We start from the raw sequence: 20,973 nt of genomic DNA on the forward strand, positions 1-20,973 counted from the left end.
CTGATGCAGAGAAAACGGCAGTGAAAGAGAATATGGAGAATAGAGGGGGATCGTATGAAACAAGGAGGAAAAAGAAATGCAGTGTCCCAGATGTAACTCACAGTTAAGCGGAAAAGAAAGATTCTGTGCAAACTGTGGGCTGAATCTTATGGAATGGTATAACGGGAAAGAACGCGAAGATCAGGAAAATATAGAAGATGATATTCCAGAGCAGGATGTAAATAATTGCGCCGGGCAGGATGAAGAAAATAACTTTGAACAGGAAACCGAAGAATCTGAGGAAAATACTGAGAAGTTAGAAGAGATTCAGGAAGAAGAATCGGAAGATAAAATGTCAGGTTCGTATGTTGATCCATATGGAGGAATGGACAAAAATTATAGTTACGACCCATATAAAGATATGAATTCTTCGACATATGATCCATATAAGGACATTCGACAGCCAGAACCAGAAAAAACAGAAGAGACTGTATCTGAAAATGCTACGCAAAAAACAGAAGTAAGCTCGGATTCTACTCAACAGCAGAATAGGAAGGTAGAAAATCATTCTGATCTGCATCAGGAAGCGCCACGGAAATCACATAAATCACATACAATACTTATTTGCCTTATAGCAGGAATTGTCCTTGGGGTGGCAGGAGCTGTTCTGATATCTAATATGACTATGAGCAAATCGAATAAAGATACACAGGTTGCGATGGAGACATTAACACCAGAGCCGGAAAATGAAACGCCGGAACCAGCAGAAGCAGCTGAAACACCAGAGCCAACAGCAACACCAGAGCCAACAGCAACACCAGAGCCAACAGCAACACCGGAGCCAACAGCAACACCGGAGCCGACTCCAACGCCTGAACTAAGCTGGCAGGCAGCAGTCAGCAAGCAGGAGCAGGAGGAGCTTCAGTCAGACGGTACATGGCTTGATAAAAACTACATGAAGAGCCTGATGGATGTCAGTAATTCAAGGTATGGCTTATACGTGATGGATCTTACAGATTATGTTGATTATGAAATCGGAGAGGCAGAGACCCCATTGCCGGCATCTGCGCTGATAGGAATTCCAATCATGTATACAGTCGCAGAAGGTGTCAGCAGTGGTGCTTACAACATGAGTGATTTGGTTACATTTTCCTATACATATGCAAATGGACGTGGTGGATATAAGGAAGGGCAGAATGGTCAGTTGGTTTCTATTGGTGATCTTTTGAAAGTCGGATTAATGTACAGCGATAATAATGCATGGAATTCATTGATGGATTATCTTACATATGACCGGATCAATACAGTTTGCCATCAGTATGGATATGAAAGTGTAAGTCTGCAGAAAAAAATTGGTGAAGTTACAACAGACAGAGAAAACTATATCAGTCCAAAGGATGCAGCAATGATGCTGAATGCGATTTACCAGGATAACTTTACGGGAATTGACAGCTCCTTTTTGAGAAACTATTATTGGATTTCCCCTTCAGATACAGCTAATAGAGGAATGTATCCTGCCTGTGCCAATGCTGGTACCTTCCTGAACTTAAACGGAATCACAGATACCCGTTATAATGAGGTAGGTCTGGTGGAAAATGGGGATGAAGTATTTATTATGTCGGTGTTCACTACAGATGGAAGAAATGAGAGTACAACTCCTTGTGTAGGAAATGAAGCAGCTTATATACTGGCAAATCTGAAAGCGGGGGAAAAGTAGAATGGGAATGGATGCAAGAAACCGAACAATCATAAAAGTCTTTTTAGTTATATTTTCTATTCTGGCAGTGACTGGTTGTGGAATTTTGGGGCAGACTTTTATACGGCAAAAAAGCGATCTGAAAGCAGAACAGCAAGCGGAAAAAGTACTGGAAACAAAAGTAGAAGAAGAAAAACAGAAATTATCAGAGCTGGAAGAAAAAGAGGAAGCTCTGAACATGAAAATTAAAAAAGTTGAAGAAAAAGCAGAGCAGGAACGACAGCGGCAAGAAGAAGCGCAGCAACTAGAAGAACAGAAGCAGGAAGAACAAGAGGGAACTCAGCAGCAAGAGGAAGTTGAGTGATAATCCCAAAAGAAAGAAGGGAAAAGAAAAGTGAGAAAAAGTGAGAAGACCAGAATTATACTTATTATTATGACAGTTATATGCATTGTATTTCTGGCAGGAAATGTTTTTCTGATGTTAGCTGGATTCCGTGTAAATTCCCAGATACATAAAGTATCAGAAAGTGAGAAAAGTCTGCAGACAGAGCTGGATATTACAAAGACAGAAGAAGAAGCAAAACAGGAGCAGATAAAGAAAGATAAAGCGCATATAGAAGAAACGCAGGCAGAGGAAGAAAAGCAGGCAGAGGAAGAAGCGCAGGCAGAGGAAGAGGCACAGACAGGTGACGAAGCACAGGTAGAAGACGAAGTACAGATGCAGGAGCTTCAAGAATCATCAGAAATGATAGACGGAGAAAATGAAGGCAACTAAGGAATACGAGGGGTAAAAGTATGTCATTTATAAATAAGAACAAAAATATAAAGGGATCAGGTACACCTTCCGGAATGCCGGGAGGTTCTCCTTATAATGGAGGTACTTCAGGTTCTCCTTTTGGAAATCCAGGAAGTGGATCCTTTGGAAATTCACAGGGAAATCCATACGGAGGGAATCCATACGGAGGGAATTCTTATGGAAATCCGTTTGGAAATTCTGCTACAGGCGCCTGGGGTGGCGGAATGAATGGGATGAATAGATTTCAACAGCACAGAGAAACTCATTTTTCCAAAGCACTTCTGATCGCATCATTAATTGCAGCAGTTATCTTTTTTCTGCTCGGCGAAGTGATTGAACGAGCACTGGTCAAAGAAGTAAATTCTATTTTCTTTATGGGGGTTTACTTTGCAATATTTGGTCTGATTCTGGCAATTTGCCTTTTGATTGCGTCGAAGCTCAGTGGATTGGAAATTACATCAAAAGGGTTGGCAATCATAGGTATATGCATTGTTCTGCTTCTGGCATTGGGATGTTTATTTGAATTTCTTTATGAATTAAATTTTAATCAGTTAAAGATTTCTACAGATAAGTATGTATTTGCAATTGATAATTCAGGCTCAATGGAACAAAATGATCCGGAACAGAAACGAGTTGTTGCAGTAAAGGAACTCCTTGAAAATCGTGACAAGGATGTACAGTTTGCAGTGTATACATTTTCGGACAATATTGAATGTATTCGTGAAATGGCTCCGGTTTCAGATGGAATTGGAGACTTTACGATTTCTCCGGAAGGTGGAACTCCAATCGTAGGAGTATTAAGACAGATTGCGCAGGATATGGAAATGGGAACCCTGTCTTATGATGGCTGTCAGGTAGTTCTCCTGACAGATGGCTATGCTACAGATTCAGGATTTTTTGATGTGGATCTGAATTCGGTCTTAAAAGAATTTAATAAGAAAAATGTCAGTGTAAGTACGGTAGGACTTGGAGACGTAGACGAAAATATGCTGAATAATATTTCTGAAAAAACAGGAGGAATCAGTGTAACAACAGATAACGTGGACGATCTGGCAAATGCGATGGCCTCGGCAGTGAGAATTACAAATAATAATAGAAACCTTTTGTCTGCAAGGGCACGTACGAATCATAACTGGCTATATGCAATAATGAGAATTGTATTTCTGACGATTCTGGGTATTATTTTTCTTGGCATTAAGATTGCAGTTACAGATGATTCTACCAATATCAAAATGACAGTGATCACTTCATTGTCAGGAATTATTCTGGGAGCCCTGATTATGGAATTCGGACTTAAGCTGATTCTGACAGAATTCGTGGCAAGAGCATGTCTGGTTCTGCTTTTTAGCCTCATGATAACTACGATTGAGAAATTAGTGACTGTAGTAAGAGAGAGTGGGATTGGTAATCTTGGAAGAATAGGTATGTAGAGAGGAAAATGCATATGAAAAAGTGTATGGCATGCAATAGTGAAATAGATGATGATTGTCTGTATTGTCCAAAATGTGGAGCAAAGGTAGAAGAGAAGGAAGATTCTGAAACTGTACAGTCATCATTTGGGCAGCAGTCATCATTTGGGCAGCAGTCATCATTTGGACAGCAGTCACCATTTGGACAGCAGTCACCATTCGGGCAGCAGTTGCCATTCGGACAACAGTCACCATTTGGGGAGCAGCAGCCATTTGGAACAGAAAACTTACATGGAACAGAAGATCCGTATGGAGCAGAAGATCCGTATGGAGCAGATGGATTTTATAATGGCAATTCGGTATCTAATGATAATATAGATTCTTTTGGCAAAGACTTTAAAAGTCCTTTTACACAGAGTTCCGATAAGGAAGTGGAGATGGAAAAACAACAGAGTCAAAAGAAGCTGAAAGAGGATCCATATACCCGGGAGAATCCATATAGACAAGGAAAATCGTATATCCAGGAGAATCCGTATACCCAGGAAAATCCATATGAACAAGGGATTCCTCATGATCAGTCAGACCCATATAATTTTCAAAAACCAGATAAACGGAAAGGGATATGGCTTCCGGTTATGATTTGCGTTGGTGTTGCAGTTGTAGTGTGTGTGGCTTTATTAGCTGTAAAAGGAACGATACCCGTCTCTAAAGCAGAGCCAGCTCCAGTGGTAGAGCCAACTCCGACAGCAGAACCAACTCCAACAGTAACACCGACACCAACAAAAGAGCCAGATCCGACTCCAGTCAGTTACAAAGCTTCGGACATTACTGCAAGTCTGATTAATAAGGAGTCTGTGGATATGAGCAGGCTGAAAGAAGTAGCTATTGTATCAGCAGATTCTTCTTCGATAATTGAGCAGGATAATGTGGATAACAGAGCTATCTGTGTTTTTGATAACAATACTCAGACGGACTGGCAGGAGGGAGTCGATGGTCCTGGAATTGGAGAGAGTGTTACGGCATATTTTGATGAAACTGTAAAGGTTCATTATATATTGCTTAAACTTGGAAACTGGAAAACAGAAGAATATTTTTATGGAAATAACCGTCCTTCTAAACTCGGAATTACGATTGGAGATTTTAACACAGAAGTGCAATTCCCGGATACTTGGGAGGAATTTTGCGTGGAATTAAATCATCCGTATGAAGCATCTTCAATTACTTTCAGAATCGATGATGTCTATAAAGGTATAAGCTGGGATGATACTGCGATTACAGATGTTCGTGTTCTTTGCGATAAGGAGTGATGTGAAAAATGAAAAAAAAAGCAGCAGAGATCCTGACGTGGATTGTGTGCTTGTGCGTTCTGGCAGCAGTAGGTATTGCAGCTGCCAGAATTTATCTGAGAATGCAAAATACGCTGAAAGAAGAACAGGCACAGATAGAGACACTTAAAAAACAGTTGGATGATCTTGAGACAAACTATACAAAGATTAAGAAAAAAGTAGCGAAACTGGAGAAAAAAGAAAAGGTCAGAAGTGAACAGGAAAGTGCGGGTATAGAAACTTCTCAGACAAATGCAGAACTGATACAGAGCTCAGATACAGGAATTACAGACCTTCAGGTTGGCAGCATTGTAGATGAATCTCAGATTTTATGGTCAAATATGGATAATTATTTTCAGGCATATGAGATTATAGAAGGTGATGAAATTTATAACCGTATTATTGGAAAATCTTATCAGGTGAATGACAATGTTGCGCTGTCAGATCTGCGTTATCTGAAAGTATTACATTATAATTTTGAACATCAGGTTCAAGTCGGAGAATTAATCGTAAATGCACAACTTACGGATGATTTTCTTAATGCATTCAGATCCTTATACGAACAGGAATATGAAATTCAAAGTATGTATCTGATTGATAATTACTGGACTGGCGATGGTTCAACCAGTGATAATGCTTCTATTGAAGAGAATAATACTTCAGCATTTTGCTATCGTGTTGCAACAGGAAGTACGAAATTATCTAATCATGCATATGGCTGTGCAATAGATATTAACTCCCGGCAAAATCCTTATGTAACTTATGATGCGAATGGAAATGGTTCCTGTTCTCATGAAAATGCAAGGGAATATCTCGACAGAACAAGTGGAAAGGCGCATGTAATCACACATGATGATATCTGCTATCAGATATTTACAAACCTTGGATTCAGCTGGGGCGGAGACTGGGAGAGCGGGATTAAAGATTTTCAGCATTTTGAAAAGCCAATAGCTTGATTTTGTCTCCCTTAATATATTGGCACATTATTCTTTTTTTATATTTTGCTTCCTATATTTTTGTGGACTGCAGCCTTTGACCCTGGAAAAGACCTTAGCGTAATAGTTGGAGTCTGTGAATCCGGATTTCTGGGCGACTTCCATGATGCTGTCGCCGGAACTTAAGAGAAATTCCAGACTTCTCTCTACGCGGTATTCCTGCAAAAATGTAAATAAAGATACATTCATGTAGCGCTTAAATAAGCGGCTGCATTCACTTTCGCAGAGGTGGATTTCCTCTGCGATATTTTTCATCTGAATTTTGTTCATATAGTTGTGTTCCAGGTAGTCCATGATCTCACGCATACGATTACGTTCCAGTTTACTGTGTTCAGTATAGGGAAGATCTTCCGGAAGATTTTGCAGCATGCATCGCCACAGCTTCTGCAAAGTTCCGGTGATATCCAGTTCATAAAAAGCATTCTTTTCTTCATACAGACGTATGATGTCTTTTACATATCCGGCAAAAAGCTGATGCCATGGCTGGGAGTGGTCAATGTAAATTGCAGGAAGTGAGAAGTTCTGTACAAATGGTTCTACATATTTTCGGCGCAGGACGCTTTCATAAGAACCATAAATGATTTTCGGAAGAAAGGTAATGGAAACATATTTTCCATCCTGCATATCTTCCATGAAACCGGCATGAAGGACATTGGCGTTTCCGAGAAGGATATCTCCGGTTTTCATATGGTAAGTACATTGATTTACTTTATAAAGAATCTGACCGTCTAAGACAAGTGTGATCTCTATTTCCGGATGCCAGTGCCATAAAAAAGAACCGGATTTATAGCCGGAAAGCTGCTCGTAGCTTACCAGCAGAGGAAATTCGTCACTGCCGTGTTTTTTGAGTTCTTTTTGCGAGCCATCTGTTATAATTTCCGCCATTATAAAAATCCTCCTGATGCAACATAACATATTTCAGTTCAATCTTGGTTTTCTATATACTTTGAAGCTTATATTTATGTCAAAAGACTTGATGAATGATAAACTGAAAGTAACTATATTTTTATTGTACACGCATAGAGTGATAAACGCAAGATTTTACTATTTCTTCCTTAAATTATTAAGGAATTTTCCAACTCACGAAGGTATACTCAATTCCAAGAGTGAAGCCGTAATAAGGCTGCTTCGTTACTGGTAACAGTAACGGCTACTCCAAACTTTCATACACATATTCCCGTCTGCCGCTGGCTTTTCATACACTGCCACTGTAAACAACGAAAAGTAAGAGTATACAGCTGTTTATAAGCCTGTATATCAGCGGCCAGACCGGAAAATATCCGGAGGATTTTTGAAATGAATATTCCAAATAAAAATGAATTAACACGTATTTACGGCGAAGCAGAGAAATCAGCAGCCCGTTTTCAGGCAGTCGCTGATCACTTCGCAGAAATTTACCATCATGATACAGCAGAATTTTTCACAGCGCCTGGAAGAACAGAGATTATCGGAAACCACACAGACCATAACGGCGGCCGCGTAATCGCAGGAAGTATTGATATGGATACCATTGGTGCCGCTTATCCGAACAACAGCAATATCATCCGCATCACAAGTGAGGGATATGATAAAGAAGTTGTTGTTGATATTGAGAAGCTTTCTGATGTACCGAAGGCTCAGGGAACAGTATCTCTTGTAGCTGGTATGGTAGAAGCTATCCAGAAATTTGGCTTCAAAGTAGCCGGATTTGATGCTTACGTGACAACAAATGTAATCCGTGCAGCAGGTGTAAGTTCTTCTGCATCTTTCGAAATGCTTGTATGTTCTATCATTAACTATTTCTTTAATGATGGTGCAATGACATATATTAACTATGCAAAAGCAGGACAGTACGCTGAGAACGTATACTGGCTGAAAGCTTCCGGATTAATGGATCAGCTTGCATGTGCAGTAGGCGGACCGATTCTTCTTGATTTCTCTGATAAAGAGAACCCGAAATATGAAAAAGTAAACTTCTCCTTCCATGACTATGGTCATCACCTTGTAATCGTAAATACAGGAAAAGGCCATGCTGATTTAAGCCAGGAATACTCTGAAATTCCGATGGAAATGAGAGAGGCAGCAAAAGCAGCAGGTGCAGAACTTCTCTGCGAGACAACTCTTGAAGATGTGCTGGCGCATATGTCTGAGATTGAGAATGACAGAGCAATCTTAAGAGCGATTCATTTCTTCAAAGAGAATGAACGTGTAGAAAGAGCTGCAAAGGCTGTTGAGGAGAAAGACGGAGAGACTGTACTGAGACTTCTCAGCGAATCCGGAAAATCTTCATGGGAATTACTTCAGAACTGTTATCCGATCAAAGCCTACACAGAGCAGAAAATTTCTGTCGCACTTGCCCTTACAGATCTCTTCCTTGAGAAACTGGGCAAAGGTATCTGCCGTATTCATGGTGGCGGATTTGCCGGAGTTATCATGTGCGTAGTACCGGAAGAAGAGACTGAGAATTACGTTTCCTACATTTCTGAATTTGCAGGAAAAGAGAATGTATATCCGATGAATATCCGCACAGTTGGTGCAGTACATATCGAACTGTAAAAAATATATAGATTCATATTTTAGAAAGCAGTGGGTTCCCGCTGCTTTCTTTTTTCTCTTCAAGGGGGAATTTCTGTATTATAATTATATAAATCACGATAATTTTTGAGGGGATACGGATAATGAAGAAAAGATGGACGATGCGAAAAGCTCTGCTCGTTTTGTGTATCAGCAGCGTAGTATTTGCACTGCTTTTACAGACATTTCTGTTTCATCAGTCATTGCGCAGACAAATCCGGGTGGAGAGTATTTCAGACCATGAGCTGTCGTTGAATAAAATGCAGACAGATCTGTCTGATTTTATCCATACGATACGTGGAGAAATGCTCACAATTTACAGTGAACAGGATCTGATAAGTGCTATGCGCGATGCGGCAGAGAAGGATGCCAGTCTGAAGGACTATTACTGGAGAAGCTGGTATTTTGCGAGAAGACGATTTACGAAGGAGGCTCAGGTTCTGGCTATGTATCTCTATGATACGAAGGATAATCTGATCAGTACTTATCGTTATAATTCAGTTAGTGGGAAACAGAAGGACTCTTTTGCTATAAGTCAGGCAGATATTCACAATCTCCGCAGGGGAGGAAAAGTCGCAGAAATCCAAGGAATGTGCATGATCTAACTTTACGGTAAAATGGTTTCATGTTATCATTATTTCATGGAATTGCTATAAGAAAAAACGCGCAGAAAGTTGTTGTCTGACTGAGAGTGCGGTATAAGGAAGATACCCATTAACAGAGTAAATACGGAAAAAGAACGGGAGAGGATTTCGAATGATAGATGTACACAGTATAAGTACACACTGTACGAGGAGTGAATTTGTAGGAACCGCAGTTCTGGATACGATCGGGCTTGTGATGGCAGATACTGCGGTGAAATCAGCGCCTCTTTCCATTGCGAAATATATGACGCCGAATAAGGGAACCAGCCATTCCAATGAAGTGATCCTGGCAGTTTCCGGAGATGCCAGTGCTGCTAAGACAGCGGTATTAAATGCCAGACAGACAGGTCTGGAGCTTCTGATCGGAATGGGCAGTTATCCGGAGATACCGGGGATCCCATATTTGTAGAGATAAACTTTGTTCCCTGATTCACACTGCAGGTACTGAAAAAATCCTTGACTTTTTTTAAAACAGTCCGTATAATAACCAACGGTGAATTTAAGAAACAGATATTTGGTATTATTGGAAACGGTACATCCTCCTGGATGGTTATGAACAACACAAATCTCTAATTGATGTTATTCATACTATCTAAGGAGGATTTTTTATGCCTAAAAACAAGTTTCAGGAAGTTATTTTTACGATTATCATGGTGTTTGTAATGGTTTATGCCATGATCTGCTACAACATTGTACTGAACACAGGGACAATGACAAATGAGACATTTCTGTTAGCTTTTCATGAATTAACATTCATGGGACCGATTGCATTTATTCTTGATTTCTTTATCATCGGTGGTCTTGCAAAGAAGATTGCATTTGGTATTGTGGATATGAGAAGAGATAATCCGTTCCACCTTGTACTTGCAATCTCAGCAGTATCCGTTGCATTTATGTGTCCATGTATGAGCTTTGCGGCAACTGTGCTGATCAAACATGCACCGGTAAGCCAGATCATCCCGACATGGCTTCAGACAACAGCAATGAACTTCCCGATGGCATTCTTCTGGCAGATTTTTTATGCAGGTCCGTTCGTAAGATTCGTATTCGGAAAATTTTTTCCGGAAAAAGAAAAAGCAGCAGCTTCTGCTGAATAAAATATTGAGATTTGATCGCAGCATTCTGCATTTGCAGGATGCTGCTTTTATATTATAAGAAAGACCGCCTGACGATGCGTCCTTATAAAAACAGGTGTCAGAATTGATTTGTGGGAAATTTTTTTATGATATAAAGTATTGAAAGTTGACTTACTGAGGTTATTGTGGTTACTGTTCACACGCCACTATCCCGCGAGGTGTTTTGGCATGTGAATGCCAAAATCCTGAGACATATCGCGCGAATTTATGCGAATAGCATAAATTCTGTGCATCGCGAAGTGTGTTACTGTGCACGGAGTAAACAGTAACAAATTTGTTTTATTGACAGCAGAGAAAAAACAGGTATACTGAAAATATAAATAAAAAGCTTGCTGATAAAGGAGGAAAATAGTATGAGAAAAACAATGAAAAAGAGCTTGCTTTGGTGTCTGGTATTACTGATAATTTTTACATTTCAGCCAATATCTGTTAATGCCGCAACAAAGAAAACAAATCTGAAAGCACCGGTACTGTCCAGTTGGAAAAAGACATGGGATGGAAGGTGGAGTACACCGCCGGCAAATGGAGTTCAATATACAGTTACCTGGAATAAAGTTGCAGGAGCATCCGGATATCAGGTAAAGATATCAACAAAAGAAGGAAATTGGAGTGCCTATAGAAGCATTATAACAAAGAAACGTTCATATTCAGAAGCTGGCTCTTCAATTGAGCAATCTAAAGCTAAAGTCAGAGCATATAAAATTGTAAAGGGTAAAAAGCAGTATGGACCATGGTCAAAAGTGAAGATATCTGGTTTATGGTATTAAAAATGAGGGGAAAAGAATGAATAAGAAAAAAGTAAGAAAAAGTCTTCTGGCAGTTCTTCTGGCATTTGCTATGTTTATTGGAAATATACTTCCGGTATTTGCAGAGGGAAATATTCAGATTAATAAGGATAGTATTACCATAAAATCTGATGAAAGCTATCAACTTCAGGTAACTGTGAATGGAATTGAGCAAAATGCTGCATGGGGAAGTTCGGATTCTTCTGTTGCTGTAGTTGATAATACCGGTCTTGTAACTGGAAAGGCAGCTGGTTCAGCAGTGATCACAGCTATGGTGAATGGCTCTACAGTGGAATGTCTGGTTACTGTTTTGAAAAAAACGACCAATTCTACCAGCCGCTATAATGTTTTGATTCTGGATGCGTCAGGAAGTATGAAGGGAACTCCCGCCAGTGGTCAGAAAACCGCGGCAAAACGTTTTTGCCAGAAAGTGTTATCCACAGAAGGAAATAATTATGTTGCAGTAGTTGCGTTAAATAGTTCTCCTGTAGTAGTGCAAGGTTTTACTGATAATTACAGTGTTCTGAATCAGCGAATCAGTTCCATTACAGTAAATGGACATACAAATATGAATTCTGCATTGTCGATTGCAGATAATCTGCTTAATAGTGTGAATAAAAGTGGAACTGTTTTTAAGAATATCGTTTTGTGTTCAGATGGTTTGCCAACTGTGGGAAAACTTACTTCCTCAGGCAGATACAGTTCGGGTGACCATAAATGGTATGGATATGCGAATGCGTCATATAATACAGCAAAAGTTTCTAAAGACAAGGGATATTTTGTTTATGCACTTGGATTCTTTCATAATTCCAAAGGAAATGATCTGAAATTTGGAAAACGTCTTATGAAAGATCTGGCATCTAAAGATAAGTATTTTATAATACAGGATTCATCAGATCTGGATCATGTATTTGATAATATTGCTGACAATATTACAAAAACAACAATAAATAAGACTTCATTAACTTTGACAGCAGGTAGTAGTTATCAATTAAATGCAATGGTAAATGGTGTAACAAAAACGGCTATCTGGAGTAGTTCTGATTCATTGGTTGCTTCTGTAAACAGCAAGGGAAAGGTTACAGCGAAAATGGTTGGAACGACAACCATTACCGCTGAACTGAATGATGCAAGTGTCACTTGTGTAGTAACAGTAAAACCTAAGATTACTTTGAATAAAACAAAAGCTACTATTTATACAGGCGAGAAGCTTAAGCTAAAAGCTACAGTTAAGGGAAGCAATTCTGCTGTAAAATGGAAAAGCAGTAATTCTTCACTGGCATCAGTATCCTCCAGTGGTGTAGTGGAAGCAAAAAAAGCCGGGAAAGTCACAATTTCTGCATCGGTTGAGGGAGTCACAGCAAAGTGTATTGTCACGGTGAAAAAAGCGACCCATCCGGTATATTCAACATATTTTACATTTAAACCAACCTCATATCGTAAAGGATATTCCACGATAACAATTGATGAGCAAGGCATAAGAATTGTGGTAAATGATGACGCAGTTATTGAAAAATGTGCAGTATATCTTTACAAAAGCGGCTCCTATTATTACCGTACGATAGCGTTTAAAGGAGAAAATGTAACCAGCGCAAGAATTTCAGCATATGTTGCTTATAAAGGAAAAGTTCTTGATGATGGGATTTCGAGCAGCTATTTAAACAGTTGGGCGATGCGTAAAGATTCTAATGGTATTTGGAGTAACGCAGGAAGATTTGATACAAGCAAGGCAAATGTAACAAATGCTTCAGGACAGCTTTTGTCAAATATTAGAACTGGTATACAGAGTTCTAATACAAAGGTATTTAGTGATCTGAATAAAATGAAAAAATGGCTTGCACAGTAAGAAATAAATTTTAAATGAACCTGTAGATCTGTTATTCCGTATAGGGTTGCGCAACGAAAGTGAATTGTAGATATACTATTGACAAGAAGGACTGTTGTTTTAATAGATGATATTAAAACAGCAGTCCTTTTTATAGGAATTATGTGAACAGTAACCATATAACTTTTGCACATTGTATTTATTTCAATACACTATTGACAAATAATGTCATTTCGTGTAATATCATAGAAAACCTACCGAATAACTATGAAAAGTAGAAAATAACCATCAAGTTAACCGAATCAAGTAAGTCCCCTGCTTCAATTGCGAAGAGCAATAAGCAGTGGGTGGGACTTGCTTGTATCAGGAGGGGTACAAGCCCCTTCTGATAAACTGCGGAGCAGTTATTCGGTTATGAGCAAGTAGCGAAAGCGGATTGCGAATATCCGATTGACTGCGGTAAAGTGAATGAGAGAAAGAAAAGTAAACAAAAATCAAGGGAAACTCTGACAGGAGGGAAAGAGAAATGGCAGATTATGCAGCATTAAAAAAAGGCGGATTCATGCGCCAGAAACAGAAAGATAATTTTTCATTAAGAATCCGTGTAGTTGGCGGACATCTGGATGCGAAACAGCTTGCGAAAGTAGCTGAGGTTTCAGAGAAATATGGTGAGGGCTACGTACATCTTACTTCCCGCCAGGGTGTGGAGATCCCATTCATCAAATTAAGCCAGATTGATGAAGTGAAGGCGGCACTGGAAGAGGGAGATGTAGTTCCGGGTGTGTGCGGACCGAGAGTTCGTACCATCACAGCCTGTCAGGGTGCAGCCATCTGTCCAAGCGGATGTATCGATACTTACGCATTGGCACAGGAACTGGATGAGAGATACTTCGGACGTGAGCTTCCTCACAAATTTAAATTTGGTGTTACCGGATGCCAGAACAACTGCTTAAAAGCAGAGGAGAACGATGTAGGAATCAAAGGTGGTATCAAAGTAGCATGGCAGGAAGATAAATGTATCCAGTGTGGTGTCTGCGTGAAAGCTTGTCGTGAAAGTGCCATCACATTAGAAGACGGAAAGATCACAGTAGATTCTTCCAAATGTAACTTCTGTGGAAGATGTACAAAAGCCTGTCCGACAGACGCTTATGACAATACTCACGGATATATCGTTTCTTTCGGAGGAATCTTCGGAAATCACATTAATAAAGGAAAAACAGTGATCCCATTTATCGAAGATCACGAAAAACTTCTCAAGGTGTGTGATGCAGCAATCGGATTCTTCGAGAAGAATGCGAAAGCCGGTGAGAGACTGAAATTTACGATTGACCGCGTAGGCGAGGACGAATTCAATAAAGAAATCCTGGAGGCATATGAAAATGAGTGAGATTAAATTTGATGATACCGTAGATATTACCGATGTTGTCTGCCCGGTAACTTTTGTAAAAGCAAAGGTAGCACTGGAGGAACTGGATGAAGGTCAGATCTTATCCATCCGCATGAATGATGGAGAACCGGTACAGAATGTACCACGAAGTATCAAAGAGGAAGGACATCAGATCCTGAAACTTGATGATAATGAAGATGGAACCTACACACTTTATGTGAAGAAAGCAGGAGACTGATCCGTGAAAGCGGGAAGCCGGATAAAAAAGACAAGAGACTGAGAATAAGAGGCTGAATAAAAAAGACAGGAACTGACAGGAGTGAACTATCATGGCAGAGAGATTAAACGGAGAGACTTTTAAAGAGAAAGCTTTCCAGCCAGGAAAACTTACACTGATTGATTTCTATTCCGACAGCTGCGTACCATGTAAGAGAATGGTTCCGGTATTTGCAAAGCTGGAAGAGAAATACGGTGATCAGATTTATATAGGAAAAGTAAATGTAGCTTACGAGCAGGAACTTGTAGAAGAATACAAAGTTATGTCGGCGCCGACACTGATTTTCCTGAAAGACGGAGAACAGATCGAGAAGCTGACCGGAGCAAAGAAAGCGGCAGATCTGGAAGAAATCATTGATAAAAATCTTTAAAAAATTACACATATAAAAACATACAGAAATGGAGAACAGAGATTATGGTTATCACAGTAGCAGGAGATAAAAAAGAAGTAAAAGACGCAATCACAGTGGCAGAACTGATCGTACAGGAAGATGTAGAGACTCCTCAGTATGTAACAGTATCTGTAAACGATGACTTTATCGACAAGGCAGAATTTGAAACTTACGCATTAAAAGAAGGCGACAGCGTTGAATTCCTGTACTTCATGGGAGGTGGAAGATAGTGGCATTTACAAATGATCAGCTCGAACGATATTCCAGACATATTATTCTGAAAGAGGTTGGAGCAAAAGGACAGAAAAAACTGCTCAATTCCAGTGTTCTGATCATCGGAGCAGGCGGACTTGGAGCACCGGCAGCTCTTTACCTTGCGGCAGCAGGTGTGGGAACGATTGGAATTGCAGATGCAGATGAGGTAGACCTTTCCAATCTTCAGCGTCAGGTCATCCACGCAACAAAAGATATTGGCAAACCAAAGGTACTTTCCGCAAAAGAATCCATGGAAGCCATCAACCCGGATGTGACAGTTAAAACTTACCAGACTTTCGTAGATTCCGAGACAATCATGGATCTGATCAAAGATTATGACTTTATCATCGATGGAACCGACAATTTTCCGGCAAAATTCCTGATCAATGATGCCTGCGTTATGGCAAAGAAACCATTTTCCCACGCAGGAATCCTTCGTTTCCAGGGACAGCTGATGACATATGTTCCGGGAGAAGGGCCATGTTACAGATGTATATTCAAAGATCCGCCGCCAAAGGATGCCGTACCTACCTGTAAACAGGCCGGCGTTATCGGAGCGATGGGAGGCGTTATCGGAAGCCTTCAGGCGATGGAAGCAATCAAATATCTTCTGGGAGTTGGCGATCTTCTTACAGGATATCTTCTTACATATGATGCACTTACAATGGAATTCCGTAAGATCAAACTTCCGAAACATGTAAAGAACTGCCCGGTATGCGGTGAGCATCCGACAATCACAGAGCTGATCGACTATGAACAGGCAGAATGTGACGGAATCTGATTCGCTTTGGTCGATTCAGATAAGCCTTCTGCTTCGGCTGCGAAGAGCAATAAGTAAGCTGCGAAAGCGGATCGTAAATATCGGCTGGAGATAAAGGAGCAAGAAAAATCATGATCACAATGTCAAAGAATGACTACGAAATAATTTTAAAACATGCCAGAGAAAATCTTCCGGAAGAAGCCTGCGGATTGATCGCAGGAACTAAGGATGGAAATGATAAATCTATCAAAAAGGTTTACTGCCTGACAAACATCGATCATTCCAATGAGCACTTTTCGCTAGATCCGAAAGAACAGCTTGCAGCAGTAAAAGATATGCGTGCGAATGGTCTGGTACCTCTTGGAAACTGGCATTCCCATCCGGAAAGCCCGTCCAGACCTTCAGAAGAAGATAAACGACTGGCTTATGACAGCACAGCAAGCTATATGATTCTTTCTCTGATGGATAATGAGAATCCTGTTCTGAATTCTTTCCATATAGAAGGAACGGAATCTGAGAAGGAAGAACTTGTATTACTGTAAAGCAAAGCAGGAGAGAAATAAATGATCAGAAAATTATTTGCATTTGGCCTGGCAGCTGTACTGGCACTGACACCGGTACAGGCTTTTGGAAAAACAGTGTCAATCACCAATGTTTCCTATGACCCTACCAGAGAAATGTTTGAACAGTACAACAAAATATTTGAAGAACACTGGAAGGAGAAAACCGGGGAAGATGTAGAAGTGACACAGTCCCATGGCGGTTCCGGGAAACAGGCATTGGAAGTAGCCAATGGTCTGGATGCAGATGTAGTAACACTGGCACTGGAATACGATATAGAATCCATTGAAAACGCAGGACTGATCGAGACAGGCTGGCAGGATAAGTTTGACAATGAAAGTTCTCCGTATACTTCGACCATCGTATTTCTGGTAAAGAAGGGAAATCCCAAAGGCATCAAAGACTGGGATGACCTGATAAAGGATGGTGTGGGTGTGGTAACTCCGAACCCTAAGACATCCGGAGGTGCGAGATGGAACTACATGGCAGCATGGGCTTACGCAGATAAGAAGTATGACGGAGATGAAACCCGGATGAAGGATTTCATCAGGAAGCTTTATCAGAATGTAGTAGTTCTTGACTCCGGTGCAAGAGGTGCAACCACTTCTTTCGTAGAGAACGGACAGGGCGATGTGCTGGTGGCATGGGAAAATGAAGCATATCTTTCCATGCGTGACTATCCGGATGAGTACGAGATCGTTACTCCGAGTGTGAGTATTCTGGCACAGCCGTCTGTAGCAGTGGTAGATGAAGTAGTGGATTACAGAGGAACGAGAGATGTGGCAACTGAGTATTTAAAATATCTGTATTCCGACGAAGCGCAGGAGATTGAAGCAGAGAACTACTTCCGTCCGACCAATGAAAAGATCCTGAAAGAACACAGTGATGTGTTTGACCTGAGCGTAGATCTGGTAAACATCAGTGATTACGGCGGATGGGATGAAGTGCAGAAAAAGCACTTCACAGATGGTGGGATCTTTGATGAGATCTATGAAAGAGAAAAGCAGAGAGGTGGTAATTGATTGTCAACGATCCATCACCTAAAGGTAATGGGCTTGTAACTGCCCAGTCGTAGTAACGGCTTATGTCTCCGACCTTTAATCCCTAAAGTGGCGTTACATCATAGGGTGGTTAACAGCACCCTTTACAGACAAGATATACTCATCTGTAACTGTATCAGGTACTAAACTTCCCATGCTATACAGCAAACATTCTTTTACGGTCAAGATTTTACGCAATACACGAATTTTGTATTGCAACCTCATATCTTGTCAATGTACAAAAGAGTGCCTTTGATGAGTTACACATCTAACGGTTTTCTCTTTATAAACTGTTACAATAAGTGTAGCATATTTAGTAACAATTAGCAAGGCTTCTTCCACCGCCTAAAGGCAGTAGGTTTCCGTCTACGACAAACGAAAGGATTTATTTTATGAAAAAAAGAAATAAACCAGTGATTCCAGGATTCGGACTCTCCATGGGAATTACCATTTCCATACTAAGTCTGGTGGTTCTGATCCCACTTGCCAGTCTGGTGATCTACACAGCACAGATGAGCTTTAAAGATTTCATTGAAACCATTACAAGAGCCAGAGTATTGGCTTCCTTTTACACAAGCTTCATATCCGCTTTTGCAGCAGCAGTGATCAATGGGATTATGGGAACTATCCTCGCATGGGTACTTGTAAAATATGAATTTCCGGGCAAGCGGATCATGGATGGAATGATTGAGCTTCCGTTCGCACTGCCAACCGCAGTTGCAGGTATCGCGCTGACATCCTTAACTTCCGATTCCGGACTCGTCGGCAGCTTTTTTGCCAGATTCGGTATCAAGATCGCATACACAAGGATCGGTATTACAGTAGCCATGATCTTCGTAGGAATTCCGTTTGTCGTACGAAGCGTACAGCCGGTTCTGGAGAAGATGGACAATTCCTACAGCGAAGCAGCTGGAGTGCTGGGAGCAAAGAAATCAACGATTTTCTGGAAAGTCATTTTTCCGGAACTGAAACCGGCGATTTTTGCAGGAACCGGACTTGCTTTTGGCAGATGCCTTGGTGAATATGGAAGCATCGTATTTATCGCAGGAAATAAGCCATATTACACAGAAATCACACCGCTGATCATTATGTCAGAACTTCAGGAATTTGATTATTCCAGCGCAACGGCGATCGCACTGGTGATGCTGGCGGTTTCATTTTTCATTCTGTTTCTCAATAATGTGATCCAGCAGAGAAACGCGAGAATCTTACGGGGAGGAAATGCCTGATGGACAACAATGTAAAGACTTCAGAGAAAATCACAAAATGGCTGCTGATCGGTATCAGCGTCCTGTTTCTGGCAGTAATGCTTCTCCTCCCGCTGATTACTGTGATCACAGAGGCTCTGCGAAGCGGCTGGAAAGTTTACCTTGAGGCGGTAACGGATGAGTACACAATTAAAGCACTTCTCCTTACGGTCAAAGCAACACTGATCGCAGTCATCTTTAATACCATTTTTGGTATCTTCGCAGCCTGGGCACTGACTAAGTTTCAGTTCAAGGGCAAAAAACTGCTGACCACATTGATCGATCTTCCGGTTACGATTTCGCCGGTCATTGCAGGTCTGATTTTTCTTCTGATTTTCGGACGTCAGAGTCCTGTTTACTTTTTCCTTATTAAATTCGGAATTAAAGTTGTATTCTCTGTACCGGGAATCATCATTGCAACTGTATTTGTAACATTTCCTTTTATTTCCAGAGAACTGATTCCGGTTCTGGAAACAGAAGGAACAGACGAGGAAGAAGCCGCAGCACTGATGGGAGCGAACGGCTGGACGATCTTCTGGAAGATTACTTTTCCTCATATTAAATGGGCGTTGCTTTATGGAGTTGTGCTCTGTACGGCAAGAGCCATGGGAGAGTTCGGCGCAGTATCCGTCCTTTCCGGACATTTAAGAGGAAAGACAAATACCCTTCCTCTCCATGTCGAGATTTTATTTAACGAGTTTCAGTATGTTCCGGCGTTTGCCGTATCTTCATTGCTGGTGATCATGGCAGTTATCATTCTGGTGGTCAGAAGCGTGATCGAATACAAAGGAAAGAAGGAAGCCTGATATGTATGTAGAGTTAAAAAATATAAATAAGACCTATGGTTCCTACCAGGCATCAAAGAATGTAAATTTCGGAATCGAAAAAGGCAAGCTGATCGGTCTGCTGGGACCAAGTGGAAGTGGAAAAACAACCATTCTTCGAATGATCGCAGGTCTGGAAACTCCGGACAGCGGCGAGATCATTATCGATGGAAAAGTAGTCAACGATGTGCCGGCCAGTGAGCGAGGAATCGGATTTGTATTTCAGAATTATGCGCTGTTCCGTTACATGACTGTTTATGATAACGTAGCATTTGGTCTGAAAGTTCAGAAAGTAGATAAAAAAACAATAGACACCCGGGTCAGAGAGCTGGTAAAGCTGGTAGGTCTGGAAGGACTGGAGAAAAGGTATCCGAGTCAGCTGTCTGGTGGACAGAGACAGAGGGTAGCATTTGCCAGAGCCCTTGCACCGAATCCACAGGTGCTGCTTCTGGATGAGCCCTTTGCAGCGATTGATGCAAAGATTCGTCAGGAGCTGAGAAGTTGGTTGAAAGAAATGATTGAGAAGCTGGGAATTACCAGTATTTTCGTTACACATGATCAGGATGAAGCAATCGAGGTAGCGGATGAGATCATCATTACCAACGCAGGACGGATTGAGCAGAAAGGCACTCCGGTAGAAGTTTACCGAAACCCGGAGACAGCTTTTACCGCATCTTTCTTCGGACAGCCATCTATACTGAAAAATGCAGATGATTTCCACACATTTACTCAGGCGGAGGGTGCAGACAAGATTATTGTCCGTCCGGAATTCGTAAAAGTTTCCAGACTGGATGAAGTAGAAAAGTTCAGATCTTCCGTATCTCAGGGAGTGGTTGAACGGGTTTCCTTCCGGGGAGATAATCTGGAACTTCAGATCAGAGTGAACAATTCGGTGGTAACAGCAAGAAGAAGCCTTGAGAAAGCAGATGTCAGGGAAGGGGAAATCGTTAATGTGTTCCTGTACAGGATTTTTGCACTGAGAGACGATACGGTGCAGCTGATTGAGAATGAAGCTGTAAGAGATGATTCGGTAATCATCTAAATAAGTAATGCAGCATTTGGCTGAAATCGAGATGTATACTAACTCG

23 protein-coding genes are annotated in these 20,973 nt (G+C 40.9%); 22 read left to right on the top strand and 1 reads right to left on the bottom strand.

Annotation, left to right across the window (positions count from 1 at the left end; translation table 11 throughout):
* The first annotated feature begins 76 nt into the window (after window positions 1–76).
* The 6 genes from ACTNC0_RS10365 to ACTNC0_RS10390 are packed head-to-tail and all read left to right on the top strand — an operon-like array spanning window position 77 to window position 6,161.
* On the top strand, window positions 77–1,696 hold the full coding sequence (locus ACTNC0_RS10365; protein ID WP_441087292.1) for a serine hydrolase: 1,620 nt from the start codon (window positions 77–79) through the stop codon (window positions 1,694–1,696).
* A 1-nt stretch (window position 1,697) separates the two neighbouring features.
* Window positions 1,698–2,039 (top strand): hypothetical protein, encoded by a 342-nt coding sequence (locus ACTNC0_RS10370; protein WP_441087293.1) that lies wholly within the window; start codon window positions 1,698–1,700, stop codon window positions 2,037–2,039.
* Between the two features lie 30 nt (window positions 2,040–2,069).
* Entirely contained in the window at window positions 2,070–2,450 is a 381-nt protein-coding gene (locus tag ACTNC0_RS10375; RefSeq protein WP_441087294.1) for a hypothetical protein, read from the top strand.
* A gap of 20 nt (window positions 2,451–2,470) precedes the next feature.
* The gene (locus tag ACTNC0_RS10380) at window positions 2,471–3,901 is read left to right on the top strand and encodes a VWA domain-containing protein (protein WP_441087295.1); all 1,431 of its coding nucleotides are present in this window, start codon (window positions 2,471–2,473) and stop codon (window positions 3,899–3,901) included.
* Window positions 3,902–3,915: 14 nt separating this feature from the next.
* Window positions 3,916–5,187 carry an NADase-type glycan-binding domain-containing protein gene (locus ACTNC0_RS10385; RefSeq protein ID WP_441087296.1) on the top strand — a complete coding sequence of 424 codons (1,272 nt, stop codon included), beginning with the start codon at window positions 3,916–3,918 and terminating at the stop codon, window positions 5,185–5,187.
* A gap of 8 nt (window positions 5,188–5,195) precedes the next feature.
* The gene (locus ACTNC0_RS10390) at window positions 5,196–6,161 is read left to right on the top strand and encodes a M15 family metallopeptidase (RefSeq protein ID WP_441087298.1); all 966 of its coding nucleotides are present in this window, start codon (window positions 5,196–5,198) and stop codon (window positions 6,159–6,161) included.
* A 27-nt stretch (window positions 6,162–6,188) separates the two neighbouring features.
* Here the strand turns inward: ACTNC0_RS10390 and ACTNC0_RS10395 are convergent, their stop codons facing one another.
* Window positions 6,189–7,085 carry an AraC family transcriptional regulator gene (locus tag ACTNC0_RS10395; protein ID WP_441087299.1) on the bottom strand — a complete coding sequence of 299 codons (897 nt, stop codon included), beginning with the start codon at window positions 7,083–7,085 and terminating at the stop codon, window positions 6,189–6,191.
* Window positions 7,086–7,496: 411 nt separating this feature from the next.
* Between ACTNC0_RS10395 and ACTNC0_RS10400 the strand changes: the two genes are divergently transcribed.
* The 16 genes from ACTNC0_RS10400 (at window position 7,497) to ACTNC0_RS10475 (ending at window position 20,927) form a co-directional block, all read left to right on the top strand.
* Entirely contained in the window at window positions 7,497–8,735 is a 1,239-nt protein-coding gene (locus ACTNC0_RS10400; protein ID WP_441087300.1) for a galactokinase, read from the top strand.
* 122 nt (window positions 8,736–8,857) lie between these two features.
* The gene (locus ACTNC0_RS10405; RefSeq protein WP_441087301.1) at window positions 8,858–9,358 is read left to right on the top strand and encodes a hypothetical protein; all 501 of its coding nucleotides are present in this window, start codon (window positions 8,858–8,860) and stop codon (window positions 9,356–9,358) included.
* Window positions 9,359–9,509: 151 nt separating this feature from the next.
* The gene (locus tag ACTNC0_RS10410; protein ID WP_441087302.1) at window positions 9,510–9,806 is read left to right on the top strand and encodes a BMC domain-containing protein; all 297 of its coding nucleotides are present in this window, start codon (window positions 9,510–9,512) and stop codon (window positions 9,804–9,806) included.
* A 199-nt stretch (window positions 9,807–10,005) separates the two neighbouring features.
* Complete coding sequence (locus ACTNC0_RS10415; protein WP_441087303.1) at window positions 10,006–10,494, top strand: DUF2798 domain-containing protein; 489 nt, start codon at window positions 10,006–10,008, stop codon at window positions 10,492–10,494.
* Between the two features lie 392 nt (window positions 10,495–10,886).
* Entirely contained in the window at window positions 10,887–11,300 is a 414-nt protein-coding gene (locus ACTNC0_RS10420) for a hypothetical protein (protein WP_441087304.1), read from the top strand.
* A 16-nt stretch (window positions 11,301–11,316) separates the two neighbouring features.
* Entirely contained in the window at window positions 11,317–13,164 is a 1,848-nt protein-coding gene (locus tag ACTNC0_RS10425; protein ID WP_441087305.1) for an Ig-like domain-containing protein, read from the top strand.
* Window positions 13,165–13,669: 505 nt separating this feature from the next.
* Window positions 13,670–14,530 (top strand): 4Fe-4S binding protein, encoded by an 861-nt coding sequence (locus ACTNC0_RS10430; RefSeq protein WP_117675003.1) that lies wholly within the window; start codon window positions 13,670–13,672, stop codon window positions 14,528–14,530.
* Complete coding sequence (locus tag ACTNC0_RS10435) at window positions 14,523–14,768, top strand: sulfurtransferase TusA family protein (protein WP_117675001.1); 246 nt, start codon at window positions 14,523–14,525, stop codon at window positions 14,766–14,768. Before ACTNC0_RS10430 ends, ACTNC0_RS10435 begins: the two co-directional genes overlap by 8 nt.
* A gap of 91 nt (window positions 14,769–14,859) precedes the next feature.
* Window positions 14,860–15,177 carry a thioredoxin family protein gene (locus tag ACTNC0_RS10440; protein ID WP_117674999.1) on the top strand — a complete coding sequence of 106 codons (318 nt, stop codon included), beginning with the start codon at window positions 14,860–14,862 and terminating at the stop codon, window positions 15,175–15,177.
* A gap of 44 nt (window positions 15,178–15,221) precedes the next feature.
* Window positions 15,222–15,428 carry a sulfur carrier protein ThiS gene (thiS, locus tag ACTNC0_RS10445; RefSeq protein WP_117674997.1) on the top strand — a complete coding sequence of 69 codons (207 nt, stop codon included), beginning with the start codon at window positions 15,222–15,224 and terminating at the stop codon, window positions 15,426–15,428.
* Window positions 15,428–16,234, top strand: a complete 807-nt coding sequence (locus ACTNC0_RS10450) for a HesA/MoeB/ThiF family protein (protein ID WP_118247514.1) — start codon at window positions 15,428–15,430, stop codon at window positions 16,232–16,234. Before thiS ends, ACTNC0_RS10450 begins: the two co-directional genes overlap by 1 nt.
* A 110-nt stretch (window positions 16,235–16,344) precedes the next feature.
* Window positions 16,345–16,755: a M67 family metallopeptidase gene (locus ACTNC0_RS10455; RefSeq protein ID WP_117674993.1), complete on the top strand. Its 411-nt coding sequence runs from the start codon at window positions 16,345–16,347 to the stop codon at window positions 16,753–16,755.
* A 21-nt stretch (window positions 16,756–16,776) separates the two neighbouring features.
* Window positions 16,777–17,796, top strand: coding sequence for a sulfate ABC transporter substrate-binding protein (locus ACTNC0_RS10460; protein WP_441087306.1), 1,020 nt, complete (start codon window positions 16,777–16,779; stop codon window positions 17,794–17,796).
* A gap of 410 nt (window positions 17,797–18,206) precedes the next feature.
* Window positions 18,207–19,043 (top strand): sulfate ABC transporter permease subunit CysT, encoded by an 837-nt coding sequence (gene cysT, locus ACTNC0_RS10465; RefSeq protein ID WP_441087307.1) that lies wholly within the window; start codon window positions 18,207–18,209, stop codon window positions 19,041–19,043.
* The gene (gene cysW, locus ACTNC0_RS10470; protein ID WP_441087308.1) at window positions 19,043–19,867 is read left to right on the top strand and encodes a sulfate ABC transporter permease subunit CysW; all 825 of its coding nucleotides are present in this window, start codon (window positions 19,043–19,045) and stop codon (window positions 19,865–19,867) included. The genes cysT and cysW overlap by 1 nt, the downstream gene beginning before the upstream one ends.
* Window position 19,868: 1 nt before the next feature.
* Entirely contained in the window at window positions 19,869–20,927 is a 1,059-nt protein-coding gene (locus ACTNC0_RS10475) for a sulfate/molybdate ABC transporter ATP-binding protein (RefSeq protein ID WP_441087309.1), read from the top strand.
* Window positions 20,928–20,973: the final 46 nt, after the last annotated feature.

The sequence above is a fragment of the Blautia sp. HCP3S3_B11 genome (assembly GCF_052064435.1).
In the GTDB taxonomy this organism is placed as follows: domain Bacteria; phylum Bacillota; class Clostridia; order Lachnospirales; family Lachnospiraceae; genus Blautia_A.

Coding starts and splice junctions, on each gene's coding strand:
- ACTNC0_RS10380 (WP_441087295.1), top strand. CDS start 2,471: ATGTCATTTATAAATAAGAACAAAAATATAAAGGGATCAGGTACACCT.
- ACTNC0_RS10385 (WP_441087296.1), top strand. CDS start 3,916: ATGAAAAAGTGTATGGCATGCAATAGTGAAATAGATGATGATTGTCTG.
- ACTNC0_RS10370 (WP_441087293.1), top strand. CDS start 1,698: ATGGGAATGGATGCAAGAAACCGAACAATCATAAAAGTCTTTTTAGTT.
- ACTNC0_RS10395 (WP_441087299.1), bottom strand. CDS start 7,085: ATGGCGGAAATTATAACAGATGGCTCGCAAAAAGAACTCAAAAAACAC.
- cysT (WP_441087307.1), top strand. CDS start 18,207: ATGAAAAAAAGAAATAAACCAGTGATTCCAGGATTCGGACTCTCCATG.
- ACTNC0_RS10400 (WP_441087300.1), top strand. CDS start 7,497: ATGAATATTCCAAATAAAAATGAATTAACACGTATTTACGGCGAAGCA.
- ACTNC0_RS10365 (WP_441087292.1), top strand. CDS start 77: ATGCAGTGTCCCAGATGTAACTCACAGTTAAGCGGAAAAGAAAGATTC.
- ACTNC0_RS10475 (WP_441087309.1), top strand. CDS start 19,869: ATGTATGTAGAGTTAAAAAATATAAATAAGACCTATGGTTCCTACCAG.
- ACTNC0_RS10430 (WP_117675003.1), top strand. CDS start 13,670: ATGGCAGATTATGCAGCATTAAAAAAAGGCGGATTCATGCGCCAGAAA.
- ACTNC0_RS10420 (WP_441087304.1), top strand. CDS start 10,887: ATGAGAAAAACAATGAAAAAGAGCTTGCTTTGGTGTCTGGTATTACTG.
- ACTNC0_RS10410 (WP_441087302.1), top strand. CDS start 9,510: ATGATAGATGTACACAGTATAAGTACACACTGTACGAGGAGTGAATTT.
- cysW (WP_441087308.1), top strand. CDS start 19,043: ATGGACAACAATGTAAAGACTTCAGAGAAAATCACAAAATGGCTGCTG.
- ACTNC0_RS10440 (WP_117674999.1), top strand. CDS start 14,860: ATGGCAGAGAGATTAAACGGAGAGACTTTTAAAGAGAAAGCTTTCCAG.
- ACTNC0_RS10435 (WP_117675001.1), top strand. CDS start 14,523: ATGAGTGAGATTAAATTTGATGATACCGTAGATATTACCGATGTTGTC.
- thiS (WP_117674997.1), top strand. CDS start 15,222: ATGGTTATCACAGTAGCAGGAGATAAAAAAGAAGTAAAAGACGCAATC.
- ACTNC0_RS10405 (WP_441087301.1), top strand. CDS start 8,858: ATGAAGAAAAGATGGACGATGCGAAAAGCTCTGCTCGTTTTGTGTATC.
- ACTNC0_RS10460 (WP_441087306.1), top strand. CDS start 16,777: ATGATCAGAAAATTATTTGCATTTGGCCTGGCAGCTGTACTGGCACTG.
- ACTNC0_RS10390 (WP_441087298.1), top strand. CDS start 5,196: ATGAAAAAAAAAGCAGCAGAGATCCTGACGTGGATTGTGTGCTTGTGC.
- ACTNC0_RS10425 (WP_441087305.1), top strand. CDS start 11,317: ATGAATAAGAAAAAAGTAAGAAAAAGTCTTCTGGCAGTTCTTCTGGCA.
- ACTNC0_RS10415 (WP_441087303.1), top strand. CDS start 10,006: ATGCCTAAAAACAAGTTTCAGGAAGTTATTTTTACGATTATCATGGTG.
- ACTNC0_RS10455 (WP_117674993.1), top strand. CDS start 16,345: ATGATCACAATGTCAAAGAATGACTACGAAATAATTTTAAAACATGCC.